Raw genomic sequence first — 26,037 nt, forward strand, 5'->3', positions numbered from 1 at the left:
TTGTTTCTGCCGATAATTGCCGTTGGCAATCATATTGACAGCAGCATTGAGGTTGTGTTAGAGCATCAGGCGCCGGTGGCGATACCATCTCGTTGACCCTCCCTCAGACCAACTTCAAGACAATCGGTTCAAAGATGAAAACCACTGAGTTCAATCATCTGCACGTGCACAGCGAGTATAGCCTCCTGGACGGGGCTATCCGCATCAAGGATATGATGAAGGCCGCCCGCCAATTCGGCATGACTGCGGTGGCCCTCACAGACCACGGCAACATGTACGGCGCCCTGGAGTTTTACGAGGAGGCCAACAAGCAGGGAGTGAAGCCAATTCTCGGCTGCGAGGTGTATGTGGCTCCCAAGAGCAGGTTGGACCGGGGCAGCGGCAATGCCAAGGAACGGAACTTTCATCTCATTCTGCTGGCGGAAAACAACACTGGCTATGGCAATCTCATGCAGCTGGTCACCAAGGCGAACTTCGAGGGGTTTTACTACAAGCCGCGGGTCGACAAGGAGCTGCTTGCCAGGCATCACGAGGGCCTCATTGCCTTTTCCGCCTGTCTGCACGGGGAGATAGCCTCTCACCTGCTGGCTGGGAGTTACAGCCGGGCAGAAAATGCTGCCGCAGAGTACCGCGATATTTTCGGTCGGGACAACTTCTATCTGGAACTGCAGGCAAACGGCATTCGCGAGCAGGAGCTGGTAAACCGCGACTTGCAACACTTGCACAAAAGAACAGGCATTCCACTGGTGGCCTCCAATGATTGCCACTATCTCAAGCCGGAGGATGCCAGGGCGCATGACGTGCTTCTCTGCATTCAGACAGGAAAGACAGTCTCGGATGAGAAAAGGATGCGCTTTTCCACCAATGAGCTGTTTTTCAAGTCCCCTGCAGAAATGGCGGCCTATTTTGTTGAGGTGCCCGAGGCCCTGGCCAACACCGTGGCCATTGCCGAGCGGTGCACAGTGGAACTGGAACTGGGGCGCTATCACTTTCCTCACTTTCCCCTGGCAGAGGAAGAGTCTCCAGAGTCCTGTTTTGAACAGGCAGTGTATGAAGGTTTTGCCAGGCGGCTCGAGAAGCTCAGGCGCGGCAAGGAGAGTTTCACCGGAGAAAAGGAGGAGGAGTATCGCCAGCGGCTTGCCCATGAAATCGCTGTGATCAAGAAAATGGGTTTTTCCACCTATTTCCTCATTGTTGCCGATTTTGTCAATTTTGCCAAAAAGAACCGCATACCCGTGGGTCCAGGCCGAGGGTCCGCTGCCGGCAGTCTGGTGGCCTACTGCCTGGGCATTACCGATCTGGATCCCATTGCCCACGGCCTCATTTTCGAACGTTTTCTCAACGAAGAACGTCTGAGCCTGCCTGATATAGACGTTGATTTTTGTATCAAAGGCAGAGATCGGGTGCTGCAGTATGTTTCGGAGAGATACGGCAAGGAGCGGGTTGCCCAGATCATTACCTTCGGCACCATGCAGGCGAGGGCGGTCATTCGCGACGTGGGTCGTGCTCTGGGCATGTCCTACGGCGAAGTGGACAGGATAGCAAAGCTCATTCCAGCAAGTATGCACATGACGCTGGAGAGGGCGTTCAAAGAGGAGCCCCGCTTGCAAGAGTTAGCCAGGGAAGCTGGCCTGCAGGAACTTTTCGCTGCTGCTCGTTCCCTGGAGGGCCTGACCAGACACGCATCTACGCATGCCGCTGGTGTGGTCATATCAGACAAGCCAATAGTGGAGTACATGCCCCTCTACAAAGGGACCAAGGGTGAGGTGGTGACGCAATATTCCATGAAATACGTGGAAAAGGCTGGTCTGATAAAGTTCGATTTTCTCGGTCTGCGAAATCTCACGGTCATTGATAATGCCATCCAGCTCATCGAAAAGAATCATGGCATCTCTGTCGACATCCTCAACATCCCGATGGACGACAGGCTCACCTATGAGCTTCTCTGCCGGGGCGATACAACCGGGGTATTTCAATTGGAAAGCTCTGGTATGCGGGACCTGGCAGCGCGTCTGCGGCCAGAAAATTTTAATGACATTATAGCCCTGATTGCTCTCTATCGGCCGGGACCGCTTGAGAGCGGCATGGTGAATGATTTTATCAGGGCAAAGCACGGCGAGATGGAGGTGAGCTACGAAATTGAAGCCCTGCGCGACATTCTGCAGGACACCTACGGCGTGATTCTCTACCAGGAACAGGTCATGAAGATAGCCAGTGTGCTCGCCAACTACACCCTGGGCGAAGCTGACATTCTCAGGAGGGCCATGGGCAAAAAGATTCCCGAGGTGATGGCAGCACAGAGGGATCGTTTTCTCTCCGGGGCCAGGGAAAACGGTATTGATCTGGACAAGGCAGCTCACATCTTCGACCTCATGGAAAAATTCGCCGGCTACGGCTTCAACAAATCTCACAGTGCAGCCTACGCACTCATCGCCTACCAGACTGCTTATCTTAAAGCTCACTACCCACTGGAGTTTATGGCAGCCCTGTTGAACAGCTTCCTCGGCAATTCGGACAACCTGGTAAAACTGCTCAACGAATGCCGGGACAAAGGGTTGCAGGTTTTGCCCCCGGATGTAAATCTGAGTGAGTGGGAATTTACGGTGGTTGGCGACTCGATTCGCTTCGGGCTGGGCGCCGTCAAGAATGTAGGTGCTGGGGCGGTAGACAGCATAGTGGAGGCTCGGCAGGAAGGCCCTTTTCTCTCCCTTTATGATTTCTGCGAAAGAGTCGATCTGCAAAAGGTAAACCGACGTGTGCTCGAGAGCCTCATCAAGTGCGGCAGTTTCGATTCCCTGCATCCCAGGAGAAGCCAGGTTTTTGCCGCCCTGGACGAGGCCATGGACATGGCCCAGGCAATTCAGAAAGATCGGCTCAGTGGACAGATGAGCATGTTTGGCACCTTTGCCAGGCAGTCGCCTGAACGCACGCCTCCTCTCCCCGAGGTGCCGGCCTGGACAAGCAGGGAAAAGCTTGCCATGGAGAAGGAGGCTCTAGGCTTCTATGTCAGCGGCCATCCGCTGAACGACTACCAGAAGGAGCTGGCGGCTTTCGATGTGGCGGACACCAGTATCCTTGCAGAGAAAAAGGATGGCTCACAGGTAACCCTCTGCGGCATCAAAGGGGTCCTCAAGGAGATCACCACCAAAAGAGGAGACCGCATGGCCTTTCTCACCCTGGAAGATCGTCAGGGAAGTGTGGAGGTAGTGCTGTTTTCAGACGTCTATCGGCAAAACCGGGAATGTCTCGAACGAGATGAGCCCCTGCTCATCATGGGCACAGTGCAACAAGAAGAAAAGGGAACAAAGGTGATCGGCCAGCGTCTCTTTTGCCTGTCTGAGGCGAGAGAGAAGCTGATAAGGGCGATTCGTCTCAGATTGAATGCCGAGGCTCTGGATAAAGCGAATCTGCAGGACCTCAAAGCCATCCTCGAGCGGCACCGCGGCGACTGCGTCACCTACCTGCACATGAGCACCGGCCCTCAATGCGAAGCTGTCATTCGCCTTGCCGACAACCTGAGAGTGAAGCCGGATCAGAGCTTTGTGGCCGAGGTGAACCAGTACTTCGGTGAAAAAGTGGTGTCCACAGTGCTGATAAACGGCAATGATCATCCCAGGAATTTCCCTCCTAGAAAAAAAGCCCGCCGCAACGGCAATTACCGCAGGCATGTGCGGTAATGTTGCTGCAGCAGACTGAGCTCGTCGCAGGCCGTACCCGCCAACGGCGGCAGCGTTATTTTGCTGCCAGCCAATCTGTTTCGCTCACCGGTGCGAATCCTGTAGGAGCGGCATCCTGCCGCGACACCGCAACTTTCATTTTGTCGTTAATCCATATTCCCCACAGTTCTCAGCCAGGTACTCACCACGCCGAGCACGGTTCATCACATTGTGCCAACCACCTCGATATTCGATCCTTGACGCTCTGACCAGCTGCCATTATTGGGTTGAAAGAGGAAGAAACGTCAAACGCAGACTTGACCCCTTTGGTGGTGGGAGAAAAGAAAAAAAGGGGAATCTTTCGCAGATTAGTAGAAGTAGAATTTCGCAGCAGATGATGAGACGCAGTTCAGCAGGGCAGCACGTGGACGAATAGCAGCAATGTCAGCCAGTCGTATGTATATGAGCAGCAAGACGGTTTCAGCTTTGAGAATTCAGCAACAAGCGCAGCAAAAATCTGTCTTGGAAAGATCCCCTTTTTGTTTGGCGATCAACTTATGGTAAAATTTTCACATTGTCAAGAAAAAATCCCCCCAGGTGGAAAAATTATCGGTCTGTATCAGCGGTGCCGAAAATCATGGTGCGCAGGGTGCGGGCATTTTCCACTGCATAGGCGTTGAAATCATTGTTAAAAAAAGCATAGACATCTCGCCCTGCTGCGGCCAGCTCCTCGATGATTCTTGCCCAGGCAGAAAGCTCCTGGTCAGGGTAGTTTGATGCATAAAGCCGTCCCGGGCCGTGGAAGCGAATGTAAGCAAAGTTGGCGGTTTGCGTCTGCTGAGCAGGGAATCTGCTCGAATGACCCAGGCAGAGGGCGCAGTTGCTACGGCTGAGCAGGGTGAGGGCTTCCTGACAGTACCAGGAGTCGTGCCGGAATTCAAAGGCAAAACGAGGTGATTCTGGCAGCTGCTCGAGAAAGCTCGAGAGCAGTTCCACGTCGCAATGAAAAGAAGGGGGAAGTTGCACCAGGACAACTGCCAGTTTGTCAGCAAGGCCAGCTGTTCTTTGCAGAAAGGTGGCGCAGGGCTCGGCAACGTCACGCAGCTTGCGCACGTGGCTTACGAATCTGGACATCTTGACTGCATAGCGGAATGTGGCGGGCACCTTCCGGTACCAGCCGGCCACAGTACTCTCTTTGGGGAGATGATAGAAAGAACTGTTGTTTTCAACCACATCAAATTGGCTGGCATAGTATGACAGCCAGGCCGACGGTTTGAGGTCTGGGGGATAGAAGCGGCCTGTCCAGTGGCGGTAAAACCAGCCAGAGGTGCCGATGCGAATCTCGGCCATGGAGCGCACCCGTTCAGAAAATGTCCAAGCTGTTACTCGCGGAGCTTGCGTACTCCCAGCGGCTCGTAATCAATAGTCTTGGTGAGGAGTTCTTTGAAGATCATGTTCTTTTGCCGTTGATTAGTCATCCCTTGAGTACGGCTTTCCTACTCGCGGGCGAGTCAGTGCCAGATTTTTAGTTCTCGCGCTGGCTCCGGTGCATAACAAAAGCGTTCCAACAGGTATTCAAGACCCCGCTTGCGGATGAACGGCACTTGTTCGAGTTTCTCGTACAACGAGGCCACCTGATCCTCGAGATCTAGCGGCAGCATCTGGTGGTAGCGAGGACGTTTTGGCATCAGGTCTTTCAGACGATCAGCACGCATATCAGCTCTCCTTCTGGGCAATGCCCAGGATTCCAAAACGGCTCTCCCGGTATCCTGGCAGCAAGTTGAGGCCGCAGTGGGCTAGGGCGGCCCGGTACTGTGGGCCGTGGAAGCGATTCTCCGTGGGATGCTCCAGGAGATGACGCAGCACCAGGTTGGCGTAGAGAGCAGGGTAGATTTCTTCGAAATAAAAAGCCCCTCCTGGCTTGAGGACCCTGGAAATCTCCCTTATGCCCTGCTGCCAGTCTTCCAGGTGATGGATGATGCCGAAATTGAAGACCGCATCCAGAGAGCCAGAAGCGTAGGGCAGGTGCTGGGCGTCCGCCACAAAGAAAAAAACCGCCGCACTCCGTCCATCTCCGCAGGTGCGCCTGGCAAGACTGATCATGGCGGGGTCCAGGTCGAGGGCGTCCAGTCGACGCGGCTGGAAGGCGGCAAGAATCAATCTGGCGCCAGCACCGCGGCCGCAGCCGATCTCCAACACCGCCGCCCCTGCAGGGAGACCCCTCTGCCTTTTGAAGAAACGAATCTCCCGCATCTGAACTAGCAGACGCACGGGACTGTTGACCCAGAGCCTCTCAGGCCAGTTTACTTTCATCAGCGTCTCGCAAGGTATTATTGTCTAGTCAGTTGCTGCGATGTCACGCCCACGGAATCGCACTTCCCCTGAAGCAGCACGTCATGCTGCAATCGTGGAGACAACCATGTTGTTTGCTCTGCTCGTCTAGATTTCCTCAGTTCCAATTGTATGATACCTTGTCTTAGCCCTGTTGGGCAACTGAGGCAGCAAAAGAGGAGTAAGGTTAGATATTGCTTTACTTTTCACACCTCTAAGCCAATTTCCGGCCACTGCTCAAGGGATAGTATCTGAAAGTGCCTGCTATGATGCTTTTTTGTTTGCCATGAAAATCTTGGCAATGCCATAAGTGAGTTTCCGTACACCCGAAGGAGTGAAACCTGCCTCAGCTATATTTTTCATAAACTGCTCTTCTGTGGGAAAGTTGTGCACAGAGTCGGCCAGGTAGCTGTAGGCATAATTGGTCCGAGACAGCCAGTTGCCCACAACAGGCATGAGATAGTCGAAGTAGAAGCGATAGATACCTCCCAGGAACGGATCGTCAGGGAGATCGAACTCCATGATCAACAGTTGGCCGCCCTGCCGCAGCACCCGCCAGAATTCCTGGAGCACCAGCCCTTTTTCCTGGATGTTGCGAATGCCGAAGGCAATGGTAACTGCATCGACGCTGCCGCTTTTCAGCGGCAGACAGCGGGCATCTGCCAGGCTGAGATGAATGCGGGCAGCCATGCCGCGCGCTTGGACTTTTTTTCTGCCGATGGCCAGCATGCGCGGCGAAAAATCGACACCAATGACCCGAATATTCTTGTGGCGTTTGCAAACCTCGATGGCAACTTCTGCGGTGCCAGTGGCCACATCAAGAATGAGACCACTGTCAACTACTCGCAAGCACTCTGCCAGGACGCGCCGCCAGTAGATGTCGCGCCGCAGCGAGAGGAAACTGTTCTGGAAGTCATAGGAGAAGGCTATCGTCTCGAACATTCTTTTCACTTGGGAGTCTTTCATAGTAGCTGAACCGTCGTTGTTCAACAGTCTTGTTCCGAAGCGCACTACAGGAAGATCGCCTCGTGTGCACAGGGATCTAGTGCAGACCAAAAAGCCGCCCTCCCTGGTAGATGGCCAAGGCCACCAGCCAGGCGAGCAGTACAGAATAGCCTATGCTGAAAGCGGTCCATTTCCAGGAATTGGTTTCTCTGCGTATTACTGCTACGGTTGCCAGACATGGCACGTAAATGAGCACAAATGCCATAAGGGCATACGCCTTTAAAGGAGTCATGCCAGATGCACGCAGAGAACGCTGCAGGGCTTCACTTTTCTGGTCGGCGTCAGCTCCTACTGCATAGAGCACTCCCAGGGTGCTGACAACTATTTCTTTGGCCACAAAGCCGGTAAGAACTGCCACGCTCGTGCGCCAGTCGAAGCCGAGAGGAGCGAATATCGGCTCCACAGCATGCCCCAGTCTGCCAAGGTAGCTATTTGCCAACCTGGCTCTCTCACGCTCCACTTCTGAGAGGACTTGCGGGGCACTGTCCATGCCACCAGGAAGCTGCTGGGTGACTGCCGCTGCTGAGGATTTTCTGGCTGCAAAGTCGTGGGAAGCTGCGTTAGAGGTGGCCTCGCCTCTCGGGAAAGCAGCAAGGAACCAGATGAGTACGGAGCCAACCAGTATTACCCCACCCATCTTGCGCAGAAAGATGACGCCTCGGTCCCACATGTGAATGAGCAGGCTTTTCAAGGTGGGCACCCGGTAGGGTGGCAGCTCCATGACAAAAGGAGCCACCTCTCCGCGAAAGAGAGTTACCCTGAACAGTTTGCCCATTATAATTGCCAGCACGATGCCAAGTAGATAGATGCTGAAGATGACATTGCCTGCATGCAGGCCAAAGAAGGTTCCTGCGAGCAGGACATAAACCGGCAGGCGGGCAGAACAGCTCATAAGGGGGTTGATAAGGATCGTCAGGATTCGATCTCTCTCACTTTCCAGGGTTCTGGTGGCCATGATTGCCGGAGCATTGCAGCCGAAGCCCATGAGCAGCGGGATGAAAGACTTGCCGTGGAGCCCTATGAGATGCATTACTCTGTCCATGATAAAGGCGGCTCTGGCCAGGTAGCCGGTGTCTTCGAAAAGGGCGATGCAGAAAAAGAGCAGCAGGATGTTGGGCAAAAAGATAATTACACTTCCCACACCAGCAAGGGCTCCATTTACCAGCAGATCACGAAGCAGGCCGGCTGGCAGCTGGGCGGCAAGAAAGTCGCCGAGCCAACCGATGGCCGCCTCAATCCACTCCATAGGATAGCTGCCCAGAGTAAAGGTCAACTGGAACATGGCCCAGATGAGAAGGATAAATATGGGGAAGCCAAGGACTCTATTGGTGAGCAAGAGATCCACCTGCCTGGAGAGATCGAACCTGCTAACGGCCGAGACCTTCAGGACCTCCTTGAGGGCACCGCCTATGAAGCCGTAGCGCTGGTCGGTCAGCACCATTTCCGGGTCGTCATGGTAGAAATCCAGCAACCTCTTGCGGCTTGCTTCAGCCTGGGCGAGAATCTGACTGCCTATGCCTCCAAGAGTTTTTATCTCCTCCCGGACGGCGCTGTCGTTTTCCAGCAGCTTCACCGCCAACCAACGAGTAGAGAAGCGTGATCCTATGGAAGGATCCTGCCAGATTACATCCTGGATGTTCTTTATTTCTTTTTCCAGTTCCTGACCATAAGAGATGTGAATGTGGCGGCTTACAGTGTCCAGATCTTCGGCCACCTCCACCATCTTGTCGAGAAGCTCTGTTGTGCCCTGGTTTCTTTTGCCCACGGTGAAGACAACAGGCACACCGAGCAGGGTGCCCAGTCTGTCAGAGTCGATGTGAAAGCCGCGGGCCTTGGCCACGTCGGCCATATTAAGAACCAGTATCAGTTTTACGCCGAGCTCGATCAGTTGAGTGGCGAGATAGAGATTGCGCTCTAGATTGGAGGCATCCACCACATCAACTACCACATCAGGCTTGGCATCTATCAGGTAATTGCGGGCGACAATTTCCTCCACCGAGTAGGCAGTGAGGCTGTAGGTACCTGGCAGGTCCACAATGCGCAGCTGTCTGCCTTTATGGCGTATGGTGCCTTCCTTTTTTTCAACCGTCACCCCGGGCCAGTTGCCCACGTGCTGGCGAGTGCCAGTCAGATTGTTGAAGATGGTAGTCTTGCCCGAGTTTGGATTTCCAGTAAGGGCAACGGTAATAAGACGATGTTTCACTCGGACTCCCCAGAGTGTTTTTCCATGAGTACGTGTTCAGCCTCATCAACTCGCAGAGACACATGATATCCTTTGACAATGAGTTCGATGGGATCCCTGAGCGGGGCATATTTTTCAACCAGCACCTCTGTGCCGCGAATAAACCCCATTTCCTGCAAACGTTTCCTGAAAGGACCACTGCCATTCAGTCTGACGATTACCCCACGTTCACCTTCTTTGAAGCGGCTCAATGGTAACATGTCAATTTCCTGTGTCTTTGCTCTGCTGATCATTGTGTTGACATCCGTCACCTCCGCCACAATCTCCTGTGCTGGCGAGCTGGCGTCAGGTAAATGGTTCAAGTCTCCAGTTTGTCTTGCGGCAAATTGTTGCGGGGAGAGACGAGAATCTTGTGGCCCAGGCCGTGTCCCAAGGCCAGGCGACTGCCTCGGAAGGCAAGAATAATGGGTCCGGGAGCACTCGATTTGATGACTTCCACTATAGTTCCGGGTGTAAGCCCCATTTCTGCCAACCGCTGTTGCACCTGACGGCCGCCAGCCAGGCGCTCGATGTATACCTTTTCGCCGGGCAGCACAAAAGACAGAGGCACCACAGGTTGTCTCTGTTTGCGGCATCTGGCGCAAATCCCGTAGAGTTCCATCTTATGGTGCAGCAAGGAAAAGTTGTATTGAAGGGCAATTTGCCTTTGCAGTGCTTCCATTTCAGGGTTGTGAAATTCAAGTATTCTACCGCACTTGGCGCAGATCAGGTGATCGTGGTGCCATCCTATATGGCGATGCTCATATTGGAGCTGCTGTCCTTCGAAATGCTTCTTGAAGGCATAGCCGTAGCGACAGAGCAGATCAAGCGTTTCAGTGATGAACTGCTCATCGAAATTCTCACCCCTTTGCCGCAATTGTTCTCGCAGGTCACTGGCGGTCACATGGTCAGGAGCACGCAGGAATGCTTCGAGAACCTTCAAACGTTTGTCGCTCTCATTGAGGCCGTGCTCCAGGCAGATTGCCGTAAATTCCTCTTTTTCCCGCTGATGAAGCTTCTCAATCATACTACCTCGTAACTCCTTGCTGATCCCTGGCAGATGTTTCCTTTTCCGCAGGATTGTATGTCTGGCCCCGCCTGGAAACCAGGTTGAGGGAAGAGTGATGCGCTCTGCACTTGGCGCAGTAGCCATATACTTCGAGTTTGTGAGCGGTTACCAAAAAATTATACTGCCTTCCCAGCTTTTCTTCCAAAACAGCCATTGAGTTGTCAATGAACTCGACAATTTTGTCGCATCCCAAACAGCGCAAGTGACAGTGGTGATCGTGTCCATAGATGTGTTCGTAGTGCATGTGACCGTCCTGGAAAAAAGCCTCCTGGATGAGGCCGCACTCGAGAAGCAGAGGGATAGTGCGATAAATGGTAGCTTTAGAGATTTTCTCATTTCGGCGTTGCAGCTCATGATAGAGTTCGTCCACGTCGAAATGGTCATGGGTGGCAAAGATGGTCCTTATGACCTGTTCACGTTCAGGGGTATTCCGAAGTTTCTTCTGTCTGATGAATTCACGGAAGATTTCAATTTCGTTTTTCATTGGAACCTCACAACAAAAAATGCGCCCTTTGGCAAACAAACCTCGTGGCTGCCTTGGTGCAATCTTAGGCAACCACCGCGAGCTACTGTTATCAGAACCACGGAGGCAAGCAGTGGGCTTGACAGCCTCCTGGGATCAACTTCGAAAAATTATTGCAAGCATTTCTCATTAACCGAAAGGCCATGCTGTTGTCAAGGAAAAACTGAAATTTACCGATACTCCTACTTTTAGAAAATTTGCCAGAAAGTTCCCCTGAATAGTATGAACAACTTGTTGTAGCCAAGTGTGGATCTTAGTTTAACATATTCTCAATAAAAGGAAATCCTATCTCCAGTCTGTTGCTGTGCAGGGGGTCCATTATGGCGATGTCCTCTCTTGCAGAAGGTTCAGGTAATTGTCTCGGGTATTGATGCCCTGCACAGAGGTACCTCAGGATGGTGCCGCGGTCAGCTCTGCCCAGGAAGGGCATCAGGGACACTTAAACTAAAGGGCTCTGAAGGCCATTATGACAACAGCATGGTCTGCAGTATTGTGAGCGATGGCAAGTTGTTTGGCCTGGGTGAAGAAGTACCCAGAGTTATCTGGATTTTCTCAGCGCTGAGTAGCGCGGCGGCCCGAGGTGTTGATGGCTCGAGCGAACTCCTCATGGATTGACGGGCGAAAATAGTGTATTTGTGAAGTTATGAAGGCAGCAACAGTTGGCAGCATTGCTCTGATCGGCCTGGCGGCAACCGTAGGGCAAATCATTGTCTTGCGAGAGCTGCTCACAGTCTTCTCGGGCAGTGAGTTGTCCCTGGCGCTGGTTCTGGGTTCCTGGTTGTTGTGGACCGCCCTGGGCAGTAGTGCAGCGGCCAGGGTGATTCATCGACTGCGGCGGCAGCAACGGTTTTTCGGCTGGCTGCAGTTGAGTTGTGGTGTGGTGCTCGTGGGCACTGTGTTGGTAATTCGGGCGCTGCGGCCGCTTCTGCACATTGGTCCCGGGGAGCTGGTCACACTCGGCCAGATGCTCTTTATAGCTTTTTCCTGCCTGGCTCCCTTTTGTCTGCTTGCAGGTTTTCTTTTCACCCTTGCCTGCCAGTTGCTGTCGATTCGCCTGCCGCAGTGGTCGCGCTCCCCAGGGTTGGTCTACTTTCTGGAGGGGTTGGGCGCCGGCATCGGCGGCCTCGTCTTCAGTGTGGTACTGGTTCACAGGTTCAACGTGATCTCAATCGTTGCGGGCGTGGCCATCTGTCTCTGCCTCGGCGGCTATGCTGTGGCACGATCCGAAGACGGGAAAGGGAGGAGCAGTCCTCTCCTTTTTGTGTTGGTGGCTGGCATGCTGCTGGCTGTACAGTTGTGGGGACGGCAAGTGGATTTGTTGAGCCGGAGCTGGCAGTGGCATGGATTCGAATTGTTGGACTCTGAGGACACTGTCTATGGACAAATTTCAGTGGTTTCCTCTGGAGGGCAGATCTCCTTTTTTGAAAATGGCCTGTGGAACTTTACAGTGCCAGATCTGCTTACTGCCGAGCAGGCGGTGCACTTTGCTCTGCTGGAACATCCAGCGCCAAGAACAGTCCTGCTTCTGGGGGGTGGAATTTCCGGCACCTTGCGGGAAGTACTCAGGCAGAAATCAGTGGAGCGGCTCTACTATGTGGAGCTGGACCCGCGCCTGGTTGCCCTGGGCAAGCGTTATCTGGACCATGAGGTGGTTGCCGCCCTGGATGATCCCCGGGTTGAGGTGCATAATGTGGACGCTCGTTCTTTTCTTGCCAATACGCCAGATTCCTATGATGTTATTATGGTGAATCTTCCAGAACCATTCACTGCCCAGCTCAACCGCTTCTACACAGTGGAATTCTTTAGGCTGGCAGCGAGCAGACTCGCAGATGCTGGAGTGCTGGCTTTCAGGGTGAGCGCAGCCGAAAATACCCTGGGACCTTTGCAGGCGGCTTACGTGAAACTGCTCTTCAACACAGCCGAAAAGGTATTTCCTGCGGTTGTTCTCTTCCCAGGCCAGACCGCCCGGTTTTTTTGTGCCAAGATGGGCAAATTTTTGACAAGAGATCCTGAGGTGCTGGTGCAGAGAATCCGCCAGCGACACCTGCAGCTCAAATATGTGCAGGATTATTACCTCTTGTGGGATCTTTCGCTGGAGCGGCAGGCAAATTTCTTGGAGATGATCGAAGATACGGGTTACTCACGGGTGAACACGGATTTGCAACCAAGGGGATACTTCGCAAACTTGCTGATCTGGGGCAGTCAGTTTTCCGAGGCCATTCCCAGAATATACAGGGCGCTGAGTGCAAAGCGCCTCTGGTTCGTGGCGGTGGGCGGTGCTGTTGCTGTCGTTTGCCTAGGTCTCATTCGCAGGCGCAAGAAGGGGATGCCCTCAGCGCCCAGGACCACAATTCTTTTGGGAGTGGCTGTGTTTGGCTATACGGAAATGAGCCTGGAATTTATCATAGTGTTGAGTTATCAGATTTTTTTCGGTTCTCTGTATCAGCAGATCGGTTTGCTGGTCACCCTGTACATGATAGGCCTGGCTGCAGGAAGTGCCCTGTTGAGCCACTATCCCACAAGGCCAAGGAGATTGTTTCCTGTGCTCATCTGCTGCCAGGCAATGCTGGCTCTTCTGTGTCTGGCCCTGGCTGCCGTATTCTATCTGTTTGAGGCTCACTCTACAGCGGTGACGGTTTCGGCGATGGCCAGACTGGCCTTTTATGTGATGAGTCTGACGGCTGGCATGCTTGGAGGAACCCATTTTCCCTTGGCCAACAGGCTTCTGGCCGCGCAGCGCCCAGGAATGGCAAAAGTAGCTGGCATGGTATATGGTGTCGATCTCGTCGGCTCATTTGTGGGCTCTCTGCTGATCGCCCTGGTGTTCATCGTGGCCCTGGGAGTTCTGCAGAGCCTCCTGATGTTGGCCCTGGTAAATGTGGCAGCAGTGATGCTGCTGAGCATGAGGAGAGAGTGGCTGCCAGAGGGACCATAAGCAAATTGTCGGCAGGAGTATGTTGTTAAAAGAGAGTTCCAGGCGTCTCAAGATCTGGACGAGGGCCGATGGTGAGAGTTGTTTTGTAAACTCTTGTCATGATGACGGCGAGTTGCGGTCCAAATCCCTTTTCGCTATAGTGTTCAGTAAATCTTTTGCAATATTTTAAAAAACGGGTTTTTTATGACAGACAAAGATGGCAGCAAAAAATCGCAGCAAGAAGTTTCCGCAGAAGACCAGAGCAATTCGACAGCCACTTATGCCTTGCAGTCCAAGAGAAACTCAGGCATCAACATTGCCATCATTGGCGGTGGCACTCGTTGCAGATCGCTGCTGGAAATGTTCGCTGCCGATCGTTTCAAGCATCTAAAGGCGCAAGTCGTGGCCGTGGCTGACATCAATCCCGATGCACCTGGATTGCTTCTTGCGCAGCAAAGAGGCATTTTCACCACCACGGATTACCACGATTTTTTCTCTCTCGACGATCTGGACCTGGTCATAGAACTCACAGGCAACGAGGCCTTGTTGGAAGACGTTCTCAAGCAGAAGCCGCCGCAAGTGCGAGTGCTTGATTACGCCATTTCCAGGCTCCTGAGCGATATAGTAACTTTCGCTGCGGAGTGCCAGGAGCAGAAACGAGATCTGCACTATTACCAGAGCATGGTGCAGACCATGTTCGTTGGCATCAAGGAGCCAATGCTGTGGTTGAAGCCCAACTATGAGATTGCCGATGCCAATGAGCCCATGCTGGCCATGGTGGGGATGCCCAGGGAGGAGGTGATCGGCAAGACCTGCCACGAGGTGATACACCACTCCCTGGAACCATGTCACCAGAGGAACCGTTCCTGCCCCATGTTGGAGACGCTGCAGACTGGACTTTCGGCACATGCTATACACGAGCACATGGATCGAGAACACAATCCACGTCTGATGGAAACCTCCGCCTATCCTCTCAGGAATCATCTGGGCGAGGTGACCATGGTAGTGGAATTTTTTCGAGACATCACCTCAGATTTTCAGAAGCGCCTGGAGATAAAAGCCGAGCAAATCAAAAAGGACATTGCACGCCTGGTTCACGAAGACAAAATGATCGCCCTGGGAAAATTGGTGGCGAGCAGTGTGCACGAGATCAACAATCCGATCTCCGGCATCCACACCCTGGCCCGTTTAATGCTGCGAACACTGGAAGAGGGGCCACCGCAGGGGGAGACCCTGGTGGAAATGCAGCGGTATCTCGAACTGATAGCCAATGAGTCAGACCGCTGCGGCCAGATTGTCTCCAACCTGCTGTCCTTTTCACGCCTCAAGAAAATGGAACGGTGTCGGGTCAATATCAACGAGATCATCCGCTCCGTCATCCTTCTCAGCCGGCATCGTATGGAGTTGCAGAATATTGTCATCGAAGAGAAGCTGGCTGACGGCCTGCCGGATATTCTGGGTGATCAGAACCAGATACAGCAGTGCCTCATGAACCTGGTGTTCAATGGCATGGAGGCAATGCCTGAAGGCGGCAAGCTGACAATTACTACCTCCTACGACAAAAAAACTGGCAGGGTGCGAATAGCAGTAAGTGATACTGGCTGCGGCATTCCTCAAGAAAATATCTCGGCGATTTTCGAGCCGTTCTATTCTACCAAGAGTGAAGACAAGGGCGTTGGCCTGGGCCTGTCGGTAGTTTATGGTATTGTCCGTGAGCATAAAGGTAGCGTCTACGTGGACAGCACTGTTGGAAAAGGCTCTACCTTCATCCTCAGGTTTCCGGCAGCTGCTGCCGGCTGAGATGTGCTCGAGTGAACGGCTGTCTCGAGCCAGGATGCGGCGGCCTGCAGCTGTGCCTTTGCTGGTGAATTCTCTTTGTGCGACCATAGAAGAATGGCGCTCAGGAATGCTTACGGCCCTTACAGTCCAACCCTTTTTTGCGGCAAACTGGAGTAGGAGATCCAATGCCTGAAAAAATTCATATTCTGGTCGTAGACGACGAACTCGTAATCAGGGAATCTCTCAAGGGTTGGTTGCAGAAGAGCGGCTACCGGGTGGACACTGCAGAAAGTGGCAGCGTGGCGTTCAAAATGCTCGAAGAGAGAGTCTACGATTTGCTCTTTCTCGACATCATGATGCCGACCATAAGCGGCCTGGAAGTCCTGGAAGTAGTCAAGGAGAGGTATCCGGACACCATGGTGGTGATGATCACTGCCTATGGTTCCGTGGACACAGCCGTGCAGGCCATGAAAACAGGGGCCAGCGACTACCTGATGAAGCCTTTCAATCCCGACCAGCTCACCCTGTTGACAGAGAAGCTCATGCAGCAAAGAAAGATTATTGAAGAGAATCGTTTTCTCCGCGAACAGATGGCGGAGACTGTTCGCTTCGAGAACCTGGTGGGATGCTCCAAAGCCATGCAGAATCTCTTCGAAACTATTCGGGATGTGGCTGGCAGCGAGGCCGCGGTCCTTATTACCGGTGAGACTGGCACCGGCAAAGAAGTAGTAGCCAAGGCCATCCACGCCAAGAGTCAGAGATGCCATGCTCCATTTATAGCCCTGAATTGTGGAGGCTTTCCAGAACACCTGCTGGAGAGTGAGCTCTTTGGCTATGAACGCGGAGCCTTTACAGGTGCTGTCAAGGCCAAGAAAGGGCGATTGGAACTGGCCAACGGGGGCACTCTCTTTCTGGACGAAGTGGGCACAGTTCCTCTGAAGATGCAGGTGGATCTACTGCGAGTTCTGGAAGACAAGACATTTCATCGGCTCGGGGGCACTGAAGAAATCACTGTGGATTTCCGCGTGATTGCAGCCACCAACAGAAACCTGCAGGAAGCTATAGCCAAAGGAGACTTCCGCCAGGATTTTTTCTATCGTCTCAATGTAATTTCCATTCATATTCCGCCTCTGCGAGAACGCCGCGACGACATTCCTCTTCTGGCCCATCATTTTCTTGAACGCTACAGTCATGAGACCAACAAGCACATCGACACCATAAGCAGGGAAGCCATGGCCATCCTCAAACGTTATGACTGGCCTGGCAATGTGAGAGAACTGGAGAATGCCATAGAACGGGCGGTGGTTATCTGCAAGAAAAGAGTACTGGGAGCGGAAGAATTCTCTTTTCTGATTCCTGCCAAGCCCACGACAGAACGAACCTATTCGCTCAAGGAGTCAGAAATTGCTCACCTGCGCTCCGTGCTGGAGGATTTCGGCTGGAACATCACCAGGGCAGCAGAAGCGCTGCAGATTAACAGAGTCACCTTGCACAAGAAGATCAAGAGGTACGGCCTTCGGCAGGAGCGCCAAGGTTGAGGCAGTGGCTCGGAACTCATGGACTACAGTTGGACTCTAGGGTTGATTGCGCATAATGGCTGGCAAGGGTGGGGTGATCGGTGTTGTGCCCATGGGGGCTGTGGGGGATGCGGTATTGCGGATCATTGCTGCCAACCTGCAAGCGATTTTCCACCTGGCCGTAGACTTGCTGCCGGCAAGAGCAACTCCTGAATTTGCCTTCAGTGAACTTCGCAGACAGTACCATGCCGCCCTCATTCTGAACAGGCTCGGCAGCAGCCGACGCAAACAACAGAGATTACTGGCAGTGGTGAACGTGGATCTATTTATTCCGATCCTGACGCACGTGCTCGGAGAAGCTCAGATGGGGGGCAGGGCAGCAGTGGTTTCGCTGCACCGCCTCAGAGAGCGCCGGGATGGCGGGCGGGTACCACTGGAGACATTCTATGATAGGGCAATCAAGGTGGCGGTTCACGAAGTGGCCCACACTTTTGACCTGGTTCACTGTAAAGATCGTGACTGCGTCATGATGCTTTCCACAACTCCTCCAGACCTGGACGAGCTGCCCATGTTTTTCTGTAGATACTGCAAAGCCTTTCTGGCCGAGTCATACCGCAGATACGGTGTATGGACTGTGGAAAAACCCTAGAGACTACTTCAGGCACCAGGTGGAAGCAGGAGTGGCGGCTTGACCCAGCGGTACCGGGAAGCCACCGCAATGCTGCCTTGACTTGCTGCTGTCGGCAAGATCTTATTTGAGCTCAGGTGAGCAGGAATTCACTGACCAATTTTTTCCAGCCGATTTCCGGGGCATTGCCGAAGACATCGTCGATGGGCTCACCACCGGTGGCGGCGATGGGACCATGCTCAGCCATGACAATGTCGTGTAAGCGGCTCACATCGCTTTCCAACCAGTTGTCTGTTTCTTCACCGAAAAAGAGATTCTTCAGGTTTCCTTTGAGCCTTTCCGGTTCTATTACCATGAGCCAGCCATCGCTGTAAGGCCGTGTGTTGGTAAGTGTGGGACGGCGGAGAACCTCGTGATTAACGGCCACAACCGTGCCGCTGACCGGTGATAGCACTTCAGCCTCATTGCTTTCCCTGGCAAGACTCAGACAACTGTCGGTTTGAAAGACCTTTTGACCTAAGCTGGGCAGGCGGTATTCATCTACTGGCCCCAGCAAGCGCAGAGCAAAGTCATCGAGTCCCAACCGTACCCTGCCGGCGTATTCGACTCTGGCCCAGGCATGACCCCGGTGGTAGTAATAGTTGTCCGCCACCTTGTAGCCGAGAACCCGGTGCATGGCAGGTTCTGCCAGATGGCTGCTGAGCTCCACTTCATCCAGGCTCTGATCGAATTCGCAGGTGTCGCAGCGAAAGTCATGGGAACAGATCTTGTAGGCAACGCGACCAGAGAGCATGTGGCGGCACTCTCGTTGATCTGCATGGCGGCGGCGCATTCTATCTCTCCAGCTTTGCTGCTCTTTCTTTACCGCCAATCCTTTGCCTTTGCCGAGCGCCTGAGTCATGGCCTTGTCAAAGGGACAATGTATACAGTCATAGGCCTGGTCGCAAATCTTGAAATTGATTACTCCAGACTTCATCCAGATGCACTCATTTTCAAGAATATTGAACCCCTGAACCTTTTTGGTCCTGGGTTGCTTTTTCTTCTTCACCGTCATGCTACACCTCCTAGACCATTAGCACTGAACTTGCCATATATCATTGTTCAGCCTAGATTGGGGTTCGGTGGCCGTGGGAAAATCTTCGAGCTTGCCACATAGAAATCGACCATGTCCTGATCAAACTGGCAGGAGCTGCAATGCAAACCTCTTATACAGAGGCGGCAGCTGACGACCCCTGCCTCTGCCCAAATGCATTGAGGAACGGCAATGGTGGTTGCCGATAGGCCCTGCTGTTTCTTTTGACACTTCATTTGACACTCCTGTATGCAAGGCGTGTTGTATTTGCTCAACTATGGAGCAACAAGAGTGCCATGTCATAAATATACTGTAATTATAGATGGTTATTGCAATTCTCTTGGAGAAAGTTGATCCGGGATTGATTAAAAAAGCTACACTACGGTGACATCCAGGCGTGTATTATCGGAATTATAATGTAACATTAATGAATTACGAGGTGATTACCATGGCTACACTGGGTGTAGCCAAGTGGTGAGCGTTCAGCAATAATTGGCGCTATTGTGTCTGCAGCCAGACATACGGTGCCATAAAAACGTGTTCTTCTAAGAGCGCTTCTCCAAGCGTGATCTGATGACATAGGCCAATTTCAGATGATTGTTATAGATGGCTGGTTTTCAACCGTGGTGGAGAGCGGTAAGGTTTCAGTTAATTGGGTCGTGACTAGAGAGCCTCTCCTACGGGAGAATCGCTTCATGAATACCGGTCTGGGTAGGAGCGCTTTCCAAGTGCGACCAAATAAAATCAGATACGTAACTAATGTTGCCCGCTGGGGGGAAACCTTTTGGCCATAATCCTTTTCTTAACACCCTTCACCTTCAGACTGCAAACTTCATGGTAGCCGAAATGACGTCGGTACCAATCGGCCTTGCGGTGAGTGAGAAGCCAATAGCCAGCCCGCCCCTTTTCCCTGGCCCACTGTTCACCACGACGATGGAGAGTGCTGCCAATGCCCTGCCTGCGGAATTCAGGGTGCACCAGTAAGCCGGTGCAGCAGGCATAGTCCTGCATCCACTGTGGAGGTGGAGCAAACATAGGATCTTCAATATGCCCACGGGCAATGACCGTGAGAAAACCAAGGATTCTATAACCGCTAACCGCGAGAAATAGATCCCGATCAGATTTGCGCACATAGCGCTGTAGTTTGTCGCGGAAGGCGCTTCGCTGTTGCTCATTCATGTGACCGCTCAACTGTTCTACGGCAGGTTCTACATCTTTTTCGATTGCCACTTTGAGTTGAACCCTGGACACTGCTCCGGCAATATTGTCTTCAACCATAATTCTTGAATTCTCCTTGTTACAATCTGCTTCCCCGGTCAATTCTAGGTTGGCATCGAATCCATACAACAAAGGCCCTGCGACATCAAGGGGCGCACTGAAATCGTTTACTAAAACTGGGAAATATCCTATTTTTCAAAGGCTGGCTCTGCTTCTTTCCCTTTCTACGGCCAACTATTTACTGCCTGCTGGAAAAAAAACATAAGAGGTTGGACATTTTTTTCTTGATTTTCTGTGATAGTAAGATGATATTATTTAGATATGCCAGTCTCCACTGAGGGAGGTGACTGCCATGAATTTACCGGCTGTTGACATTTTACAAAGTGCCATGGACCAGCCGAAAAATCTTTTCGGGCAGCACCTTCATGCAAAAAAACTTCCTTCCTTTCTGCCCCGCGAGCTCGAATTTCAGTCTATGAAACTGCCGAGCTCCGCACTGCACCTGATGGACAGAAAGGACCAGTCTCTCCTTCAACCTATGGCAATTGCCGCACTGGACCATTATTTTTGCAGATTTGTTACCGAATCGCTTGGAGAAAGTAGAGAGGTCCAGGCAAGAGCACCGTAGGCTGCCCCATGAAGACGCATCATTGCAGGCTGCAAAATTTGTGGGCCCAAAAGGCGGCTCAGACTTCTGGTTGTGTTTCCACAGATGTGAATAACATACGTGCTAAGATTTGCTGTTCGAGTCCAGCTTATGAGACAGAGTGGAATAGACATCATTACAGCAGGACCACTGGCAACTTAGGGAAGCAAGCCGTTTCTGCTTATCTGTTTTTTGATCATGCTTTGACCGTGGCCTGAATAGCTAATCGAGATATTCAGGGGACAACTGTGCTTCATGGGTGTTAACGAGAAATTGTCAGTCGTCAAAATGACTGCCAACGCAGGGTGCCGCCGCTGGGGCCAGAGGCGCTGTGCAGAGAGAAGGGAGGTGAGACAGCCTTTTGCTCAGAGGTTTATTTGAACTAATTCATGAAGAACCACAGTAAATGGAGAGAGGAGGAAGGCATGCGAGTATGGGTCATTAGGTTATTGGCAGTGGCGCTCTGTCTCTGCTTGGCGGTGCCGGTTCTGGCAGCCGATCAGGGCGAGAGCGTCTGGGCGAAGTACAACATGAAGATCTGGGGCCGGGTGAAATTTGATGCCCAATACGACACTTCCCAATTTGTCAAGTACAATGATTTCCTTGGTGTTCCAGCAGACAGCAAGAAAACCTCCGACTTTGACAACGACTCCGCCAACTTCAACCCCAGGGACACCCGCCTTGGCTTTGCAGCCATGCACGCTGTGGGAGATTGGGCCGGCAAGGGCGTGGTTGAAATTGATTTTTACGGCACCAATGCCGGTGACAACCTCATTCCGCGGATGCGCCTCGGGTATGCGGACCTGGCCAACAAGGCGTCGGGCACCAGCGTCAGGGTGGGTCAGGACTGGACTCCGGTACAGTCATTGAACCCCTCAACCATTGACTTCGGCATCCTGTCAGCATCGGGGAATTTATGGTGGCGGCGGCCGCAGGTGACGGTGCGCCAGAATGTCGACATAGGAGATGCTGGCGGTCTGCAGCTTCTCGCAAGCGCCATGCTGGCCCGGCGGCAAAGTACATCGAGCAAAACCAGGATGCCCTGGGCCCTGGGTCGGGCGGCCTACAGCTTCGACCTCTGGGGCGGCAAACACATGCTGGCCCTTGATGGCGGCTATCAGCACGACAAGGACAGCAATACTCACAACACCATCAATCGCTGGCTGGTGGGCGGCGAGTTCAAATTCAATTTCAGCCCGCTGCTGGTCAAGGGTGAGGTCTGGACCGGCAAGGGCATTGGCGGCGATTTCCTCCGCTATGACCTCGACAAGTACGAGGACAAGGCTGACAGCAGGAACGTCTGGGAAGCCTGGGGCGGCTGGATTGACGCCACTTACAAGCTGCTGCCCCAGTGGAGCATCACCGCCGGTGTGGGCATAGATGATCCTGACGACAGCCAGTATGAAAGGGATACGGGCAATCTCGACCGCAAATTTACCCGCAACATAACATTTTATACCAATACCTGGTGGAGCCTGGCAAAAGACGTAAAGGTGGGTTTCGAGTGGCTGAACCTGACCGCCACCCGGAAAAAGGTGAATCGCCACCATTATGACGACATGGGTAATCGCTTCACCCTATCGCTTTATTATGGCTTCTAAAAGGTTTGATTGAATCTTTACTCGGTGATATCGGGGCGGTTTTCCAGCCGCCCCGGTCTTTTTTCAGCAGCTGCACCATGGCACATTTTCCTGAACCATCTATTGCATAAACTCGTGGACAGCTCAAAACTGCAGCAAGCAAGCCGCTGCCCCGGCCCCGGCTCATGATTGGCAGTCTGTTCTCAGCGTGCTGTGAGGTTGTAGCAGAGAATAATGCTCTTTTCTTCGCCCAGGATGCTCTTGATGCCTGCTGACTGCTTGGCGCAGAGGATCAACTCCTGTATGCCGTCGCCATTTAGATCGCCGACCTGGAAGCTGCTTATATCTCCCTCGATATCGCCGGTTTTCCAGTTTTCCAGCATGCCGCTGCCGCTCCACGTCAGAGAGAGAATTTCACTCTTGCGGTACTGGCGGCTGCCGGTGAGCTGGGCAAAGCCCGGTATGTTGTGAACAACGATCACCTCGAGTCGGCCGTCGCCGTCCAGGTCAGTGAGGAGAGCTGAGGATGTAAGGTATATGAAGTGGTAGCCTTCTTCTTCAACTGTGAATTGAGCGAAACGGCCGGATTCACCTGCTATATCGTCACTTGGCTGCGGCACTTCCCTTGCGGGTATTTCCACTTCCAGGTAATTTTCAGTGGTGGCGTAGGATTCTGTGCTGCGCCAGATGAGTTGGCGGTAGGCATCGTAGAGCAGCAAGTACCTCTTGGAGTTGATCACAAGGGTTTCTATGGACTGCTGACCGGTGATGCCTCCCCTGATGCTGTTGAAGATATTGGCGCCTTCTGGGAATGACAGCTCGCCAACTGCCTGGAGGCTGCCCTTCTGCCAGGCCAGGCTATAGATTTCCGGCAAGAGGGCGCCGCGGTCGCTGCTCTTCTGACCCCAGAGCTCTGTGGCCTCACCGGCAATACGAACTGCCCGAAGGTAATAATTCACCTCGTCTACAATAGTCGCAAATTTTTCACCATCCCACTCGAGGACATAGGATGAAGCTATCATTTTAATGCTGCTCAGCTTCTTTTGGCCGGTGAGGTAGATCTCTTCCCGACCATTGTGATTCAGATCTGCCACAGACACCCAGACAAGCCGCCTGAACTTGGCCACAGGTAGTTCAGCCATTGGCACGAGCCTTCCCTGTGAATAGGCATAGATATAAACAGCATGCCGGCTAATGGCTGCCAGCTTATAAGAGCCGTCGCCAAGCAAGTCGCCGCCGGCCATACTTACTGGGGCATAGCCCAGCACTTGACTCTGCCATGGAGTTGCCTGGGGTGCCAGTGGAGCTATTGCTGATGCCTGGGGACTAATTTTGCTGCTTACCGGTTTTTCCTGGATCAGCTGCTGCTTGATAGAGGCCAGTTTCTCAGCCGGAGCCATATGCTGCGGCTGCGGTGGGGCTTGAAGCTGGCCAGGTTCGGCCTTTGCTCTTTGCTGTTGAGCTTGTGCTGGCGGAGACGCTGGTGAAGAAGCTATGGCTGGAGGTGGCGGCGGTGCCGGAGTCAAAACTTTCGGGCTAACTGCGGCCTGAGATGAAATAGCGGCGAAACCCTTGGCGCTAATATTATCAGCCACCTGACTGAACCTGGAAAGAAGACTGTCCCTGTCTTCAACGATGGCAGAGAGAGTATAAGGTGGTGTACCCGGATCTCTGCCATAGACCTTAAAGTCAATGCTGCCGCCCTGGCCAAAGAAGGTGAGGCTGCCAGAGACGAGGTAAGCCGCATCCACCTTGGCCAGCAGCTCCCTAGCTGTTGTTTCGTTCAGATTTTTTCTGAAGCGTTTAAAGGCCTTCAGCAGTGTATTGGCATCCACGATCTCCACATTGCGGTTGGCCGCAATGCGAGAGGTGAGCATATCCATGAGGCCGGCTTGCAGGTAGCTCATATCTTCTGGCGCATGAATTTGCACCGGAAGAATAGCGACTCGAAGCCGTTCAGCTGCCCCAGATGGCGCCTGCGGACCGAAGAGCAGGAGCAAGAGGGCAGCAGAGAGGAGGATGGTCAACTTGTGGTGAAGCTTCGGACTGCCTGGGAGTCGCTGGAACACAGAGACGAGCTTGCTGCTAGAGAGTCTGTTGCGCATGGTCTTCCTTCTTTCTCAGGTATGACAGTGTCAATGATGCTACTTGTGGCTCGGCGAAGAGTTTTCACTGGCCATATATACAACATTAGCAAACGGCTATTTTGCTCGTCAAGCGCTGCGCTGCTGTGAGGAACTCCCGAACATCTACCAGCATGGCGCCTGTAGTGGTGCGCCTTTGCCCATGTGCACCGCAGTGAATATCAGTTCGTCTCGACATCTTCGTGCTGGTGCCGGGCGCACACAGGGGGCTGTGGCCCAGTCGCTGCTGCAACCGCTGACCCCATGGGGTCATTGGCAAAGAGTAGTTTTTTGATGCTGTAATCTTTGAGAGCCTCCTCAACGGCACGATCTATGCGGTCGACAATGCGCTCAACGGCCTCTTCAGCAACCAGAGTTTGCAAGTGAGAGTATGAGTTCTCTCCTCCTGCAGCAGCAGCGTCGAGCACATCTTTGAGCCCCACGGTCTCCAGAGGCTGGGCAGGGAGGTAACAGCAGGGTTCGCTCCCCGTCTGAGTCAAGAGGCCGTGTTCTTGCAGGGATTCGAGGATAGATTCCACGGCTGCAGTTGTCAAAGAGAGGTGGCTGGCGAGTTGGTCAGCGGTCCATGGAGACTTGCGCTCATAGTAGTTTCGGGCAATCAACAGCATTATCAATAAAGAGAGCTTCTGTTGCAAACGAGGACTCAGTTTGATCTCCCCATGGTAGGGTGACAAGGACTCCGGGTGCTGGTGATAGAAGGCAACCGCTGCACCTACCAGAAGGATCAGCCAGCTCAAATAGAGCCAGATCATAAACATAATGAGAATGGCGAAGCCCGAGTAGATTGCAGTGTATTTTGTAGACTTGACAACAAACGAAGCAAACAACCAGCCTGTACCCTGCCACAACACGCCAGCTGTTACAGCGCCGACAATGGCAGAGCGCAAACGCACTTTGGTGTTCGGTACAAATAAATAGACGAAGGTAAAGGCAGCAATGATAAATAAATAAGGAAGCAGTTCAGTCGAGGTGACCAGCAAAGTACCCAGAGGTTCAATGGTCATCAGTTTGCGAACAATGGTTGTAGACATGAAAGAAGCGGTGAGGCCAATGGCGGCGAACACCAGCAGAGGGCCAATGGCAATAACACTCAAATAGTCGCTGAAGCGTTGCAGCATTGAGCGCGTCTTTTTTACCCGCCAGGTGTGGTTGAAAGCGCGTTCAATTTTCTGAATCAGAGAAATAACGGTGTAAATAAGCAGTGCCAGCCCAAGAGAGCCGAGCACACCAGCCTTGATATTGTCCACGAAGCCGATTATCCGGTTGCTGATCTCGACGCCTTTTTCTCCCAGTGGCTTCAGAAAGTTGAGGAGCAGAGGTTCGATCTGGTTGTGCACGCCAAAGCCTTTCAGGATGGCAAAGCTTACAGCTAGCAGGGGCACCAGGGCCAGCAGCGTGGTGTACACCAGACTCATGGCTCTCAGGGTAATCTGGCCTTCGAGGATATCCCGGGCCACCACGTAGCCCAGGCGGCATATCTTGAGCAGCCTTGAGTGCCACCAGGGAAGAGTGTCCAGGTCTGCGCTCCAGAGGAGCCGCTGAGCTCTTTTTGACAACTGCTCGGCAAGCACCATTCATTCTCGAAGAGTGTGGTTTAGAAAATTTAATCTTTTCAATAAGTGCTTTGTAATCCATTGCCAAAGCCCTTTCAAGCCTTTTCTCTTCACAGAGGCTGCTTGAGTAACGTCTGAGGTTTCCAGCAATTTTTTCCTGTACCCCCGGCGCCTCTCTGCT

At 52.9% G+C, this 26,037-nt stretch carries 16 protein-coding genes and 1 pseudogene; 6 read left to right on the forward strand and 11 right to left on the reverse strand.

The genetic code is table 11. The features are described 5' to 3' along the window. Positions 1-134: 134 nt before the first annotated feature. A complete protein-coding gene (gene dnaE / locus JRI89_01140; protein MBW2069838.1) occupies positions 135-3,677 on the forward strand; it encodes a DNA polymerase III subunit alpha in 3,543 nt (1,180 codons plus the stop codon). Positions 3,678-4,262: 585 nt separating this feature from the next. On the opposite strand, the gene JRI89_01145 is transcribed toward dnaE, so the two are convergent. The 7 genes and pseudogenes from JRI89_01145 to JRI89_01175 form a co-directional block, all read right to left on the reverse strand. Beyond that, positions 4,263-5,006: a DUF72 domain-containing protein gene (locus JRI89_01145; GenBank protein MBW2069839.1), complete on the reverse strand. Its 744-nt coding sequence runs from the start codon at positions 5,004-5,006 to the stop codon at positions 4,263-4,265. Between the two features lie 161 nt (positions 5,007-5,167). Continuing rightward, complete coding sequence (locus JRI89_01150; protein MBW2069840.1) at positions 5,168-5,371, reverse strand: hypothetical protein; 204 nt, start codon at positions 5,369-5,371, stop codon at positions 5,168-5,170. A gap of 1 nt (position 5,372) precedes the next feature. Beyond that, the gene (locus JRI89_01155; protein MBW2069841.1) at positions 5,373-5,969 is read right to left on the reverse strand and encodes a class I SAM-dependent methyltransferase; all 597 of its coding nucleotides are present in this window, start codon (positions 5,967-5,969) and stop codon (positions 5,373-5,375) included. A 282-nt stretch (positions 5,970-6,251) separates the two neighbouring features. Beyond that, positions 6,252-6,953 carry a bifunctional demethylmenaquinone methyltransferase/2-methoxy-6-polyprenyl-1,4-benzoquinol methylase UbiE gene (gene ubiE, locus JRI89_01160; GenBank protein MBW2069842.1) on the reverse strand — a complete coding sequence of 234 codons (702 nt, stop codon included), beginning with the start codon at positions 6,951-6,953 and terminating at the stop codon, positions 6,252-6,254. A gap of 76 nt (positions 6,954-7,029) precedes the next feature. Beyond that, a pseudogene (gene feoB / locus JRI89_01165) lies at positions 7,030-9,434 on the reverse strand (ferrous iron transport protein B). A 98-nt stretch (positions 9,435-9,532) separates the two neighbouring features. Beyond that, a complete protein-coding gene (locus tag JRI89_01170) occupies positions 9,533-10,240 on the reverse strand; it encodes a transcriptional repressor (protein MBW2069843.1) in 708 nt (235 codons plus the stop codon). A gap of 1 nt (position 10,241) precedes the next feature. Continuing rightward, positions 10,242-10,766 carry a transcriptional repressor gene (locus JRI89_01175; protein ID MBW2069844.1) on the reverse strand — a complete coding sequence of 175 codons (525 nt, stop codon included), beginning with the start codon at positions 10,764-10,766 and terminating at the stop codon, positions 10,242-10,244. A 682-nt stretch (positions 10,767-11,448) separates the two neighbouring features. Here JRI89_01175 and JRI89_01180 point away from each other — a divergent pair. The 4 genes from JRI89_01180 (at position 11,449) to JRI89_01195 (ending at position 17,664) form a co-directional block, all read left to right on the forward strand. Then, complete coding sequence (locus JRI89_01180) at positions 11,449-13,740, forward strand: fused MFS/spermidine synthase (GenBank protein MBW2069845.1); 2,292 nt, start codon at positions 11,449-11,451, stop codon at positions 13,738-13,740. A gap of 183 nt (positions 13,741-13,923) precedes the next feature. Further along, positions 13,924-15,519, forward strand: a complete 1,596-nt coding sequence (locus JRI89_01185) for a PAS domain-containing protein (GenBank protein ID MBW2069846.1) — start codon at positions 13,924-13,926, stop codon at positions 15,517-15,519. A 164-nt stretch (positions 15,520-15,683) separates the two neighbouring features. Continuing rightward, a complete protein-coding gene (locus JRI89_01190; GenBank protein ID MBW2069847.1) occupies positions 15,684-17,036 on the forward strand; it encodes a sigma-54-dependent Fis family transcriptional regulator in 1,353 nt (450 codons plus the stop codon). A gap of 91 nt (positions 17,037-17,127) precedes the next feature. Next, positions 17,128-17,664: a peptidase M54 gene (locus JRI89_01195; GenBank protein MBW2069848.1), complete on the forward strand. Its 537-nt coding sequence runs from the start codon at positions 17,128-17,130 to the stop codon at positions 17,662-17,664. Positions 17,665-17,776: 112 nt separating this feature from the next. Here the strand turns inward: JRI89_01195 and JRI89_01200 are convergent, their stop codons facing one another. Then, entirely contained in the window at positions 17,777-18,697 is a 921-nt protein-coding gene (locus JRI89_01200; GenBank protein ID MBW2069849.1) for a glycine cleavage system protein H, read from the reverse strand. A gap of 774 nt (positions 18,698-19,471) precedes the next feature. After that, entirely contained in the window at positions 19,472-19,993 is a 522-nt protein-coding gene (locus JRI89_01205; protein MBW2069850.1) for a GNAT family N-acetyltransferase, read from the reverse strand. A 1,011-nt stretch (positions 19,994-21,004) separates the two neighbouring features. On the opposite strand from JRI89_01205, the gene JRI89_01210 reads away from it, so the two are divergent. Then, the gene (locus JRI89_01210) at positions 21,005-22,180 is read left to right on the forward strand and encodes a hypothetical protein (protein MBW2069851.1); all 1,176 of its coding nucleotides are present in this window, start codon (positions 21,005-21,007) and stop codon (positions 22,178-22,180) included. Positions 22,181-22,362: 182 nt separating this feature from the next. Here the strand turns inward: JRI89_01210 and JRI89_01215 are convergent, their stop codons facing one another. Both JRI89_01215 and JRI89_01220 read right to left on the reverse strand, forming a co-directional pair. Further along, positions 22,363-24,264: a VCBS repeat-containing protein gene (locus tag JRI89_01215; GenBank protein ID MBW2069852.1), complete on the reverse strand. Its 1,902-nt coding sequence runs from the start codon at positions 24,262-24,264 to the stop codon at positions 22,363-22,365. Positions 24,265-24,464: 200 nt separating this feature from the next. Next, positions 24,465-25,877 carry a YihY/virulence factor BrkB family protein gene (locus tag JRI89_01220; protein MBW2069853.1) on the reverse strand — a complete coding sequence of 471 codons (1,413 nt, stop codon included), beginning with the start codon at positions 25,875-25,877 and terminating at the stop codon, positions 24,465-24,467. Between the last annotated feature and the right edge of the window lie 160 nt (positions 25,878-26,037).

It is taken from the genome of Deltaproteobacteria bacterium, from assembly GCA_019309045.1.
In the GTDB taxonomy this organism is placed as follows: Bacteria; Desulfobacterota; Syntrophobacteria; order BM002; family BM002; genus JAFDGZ01.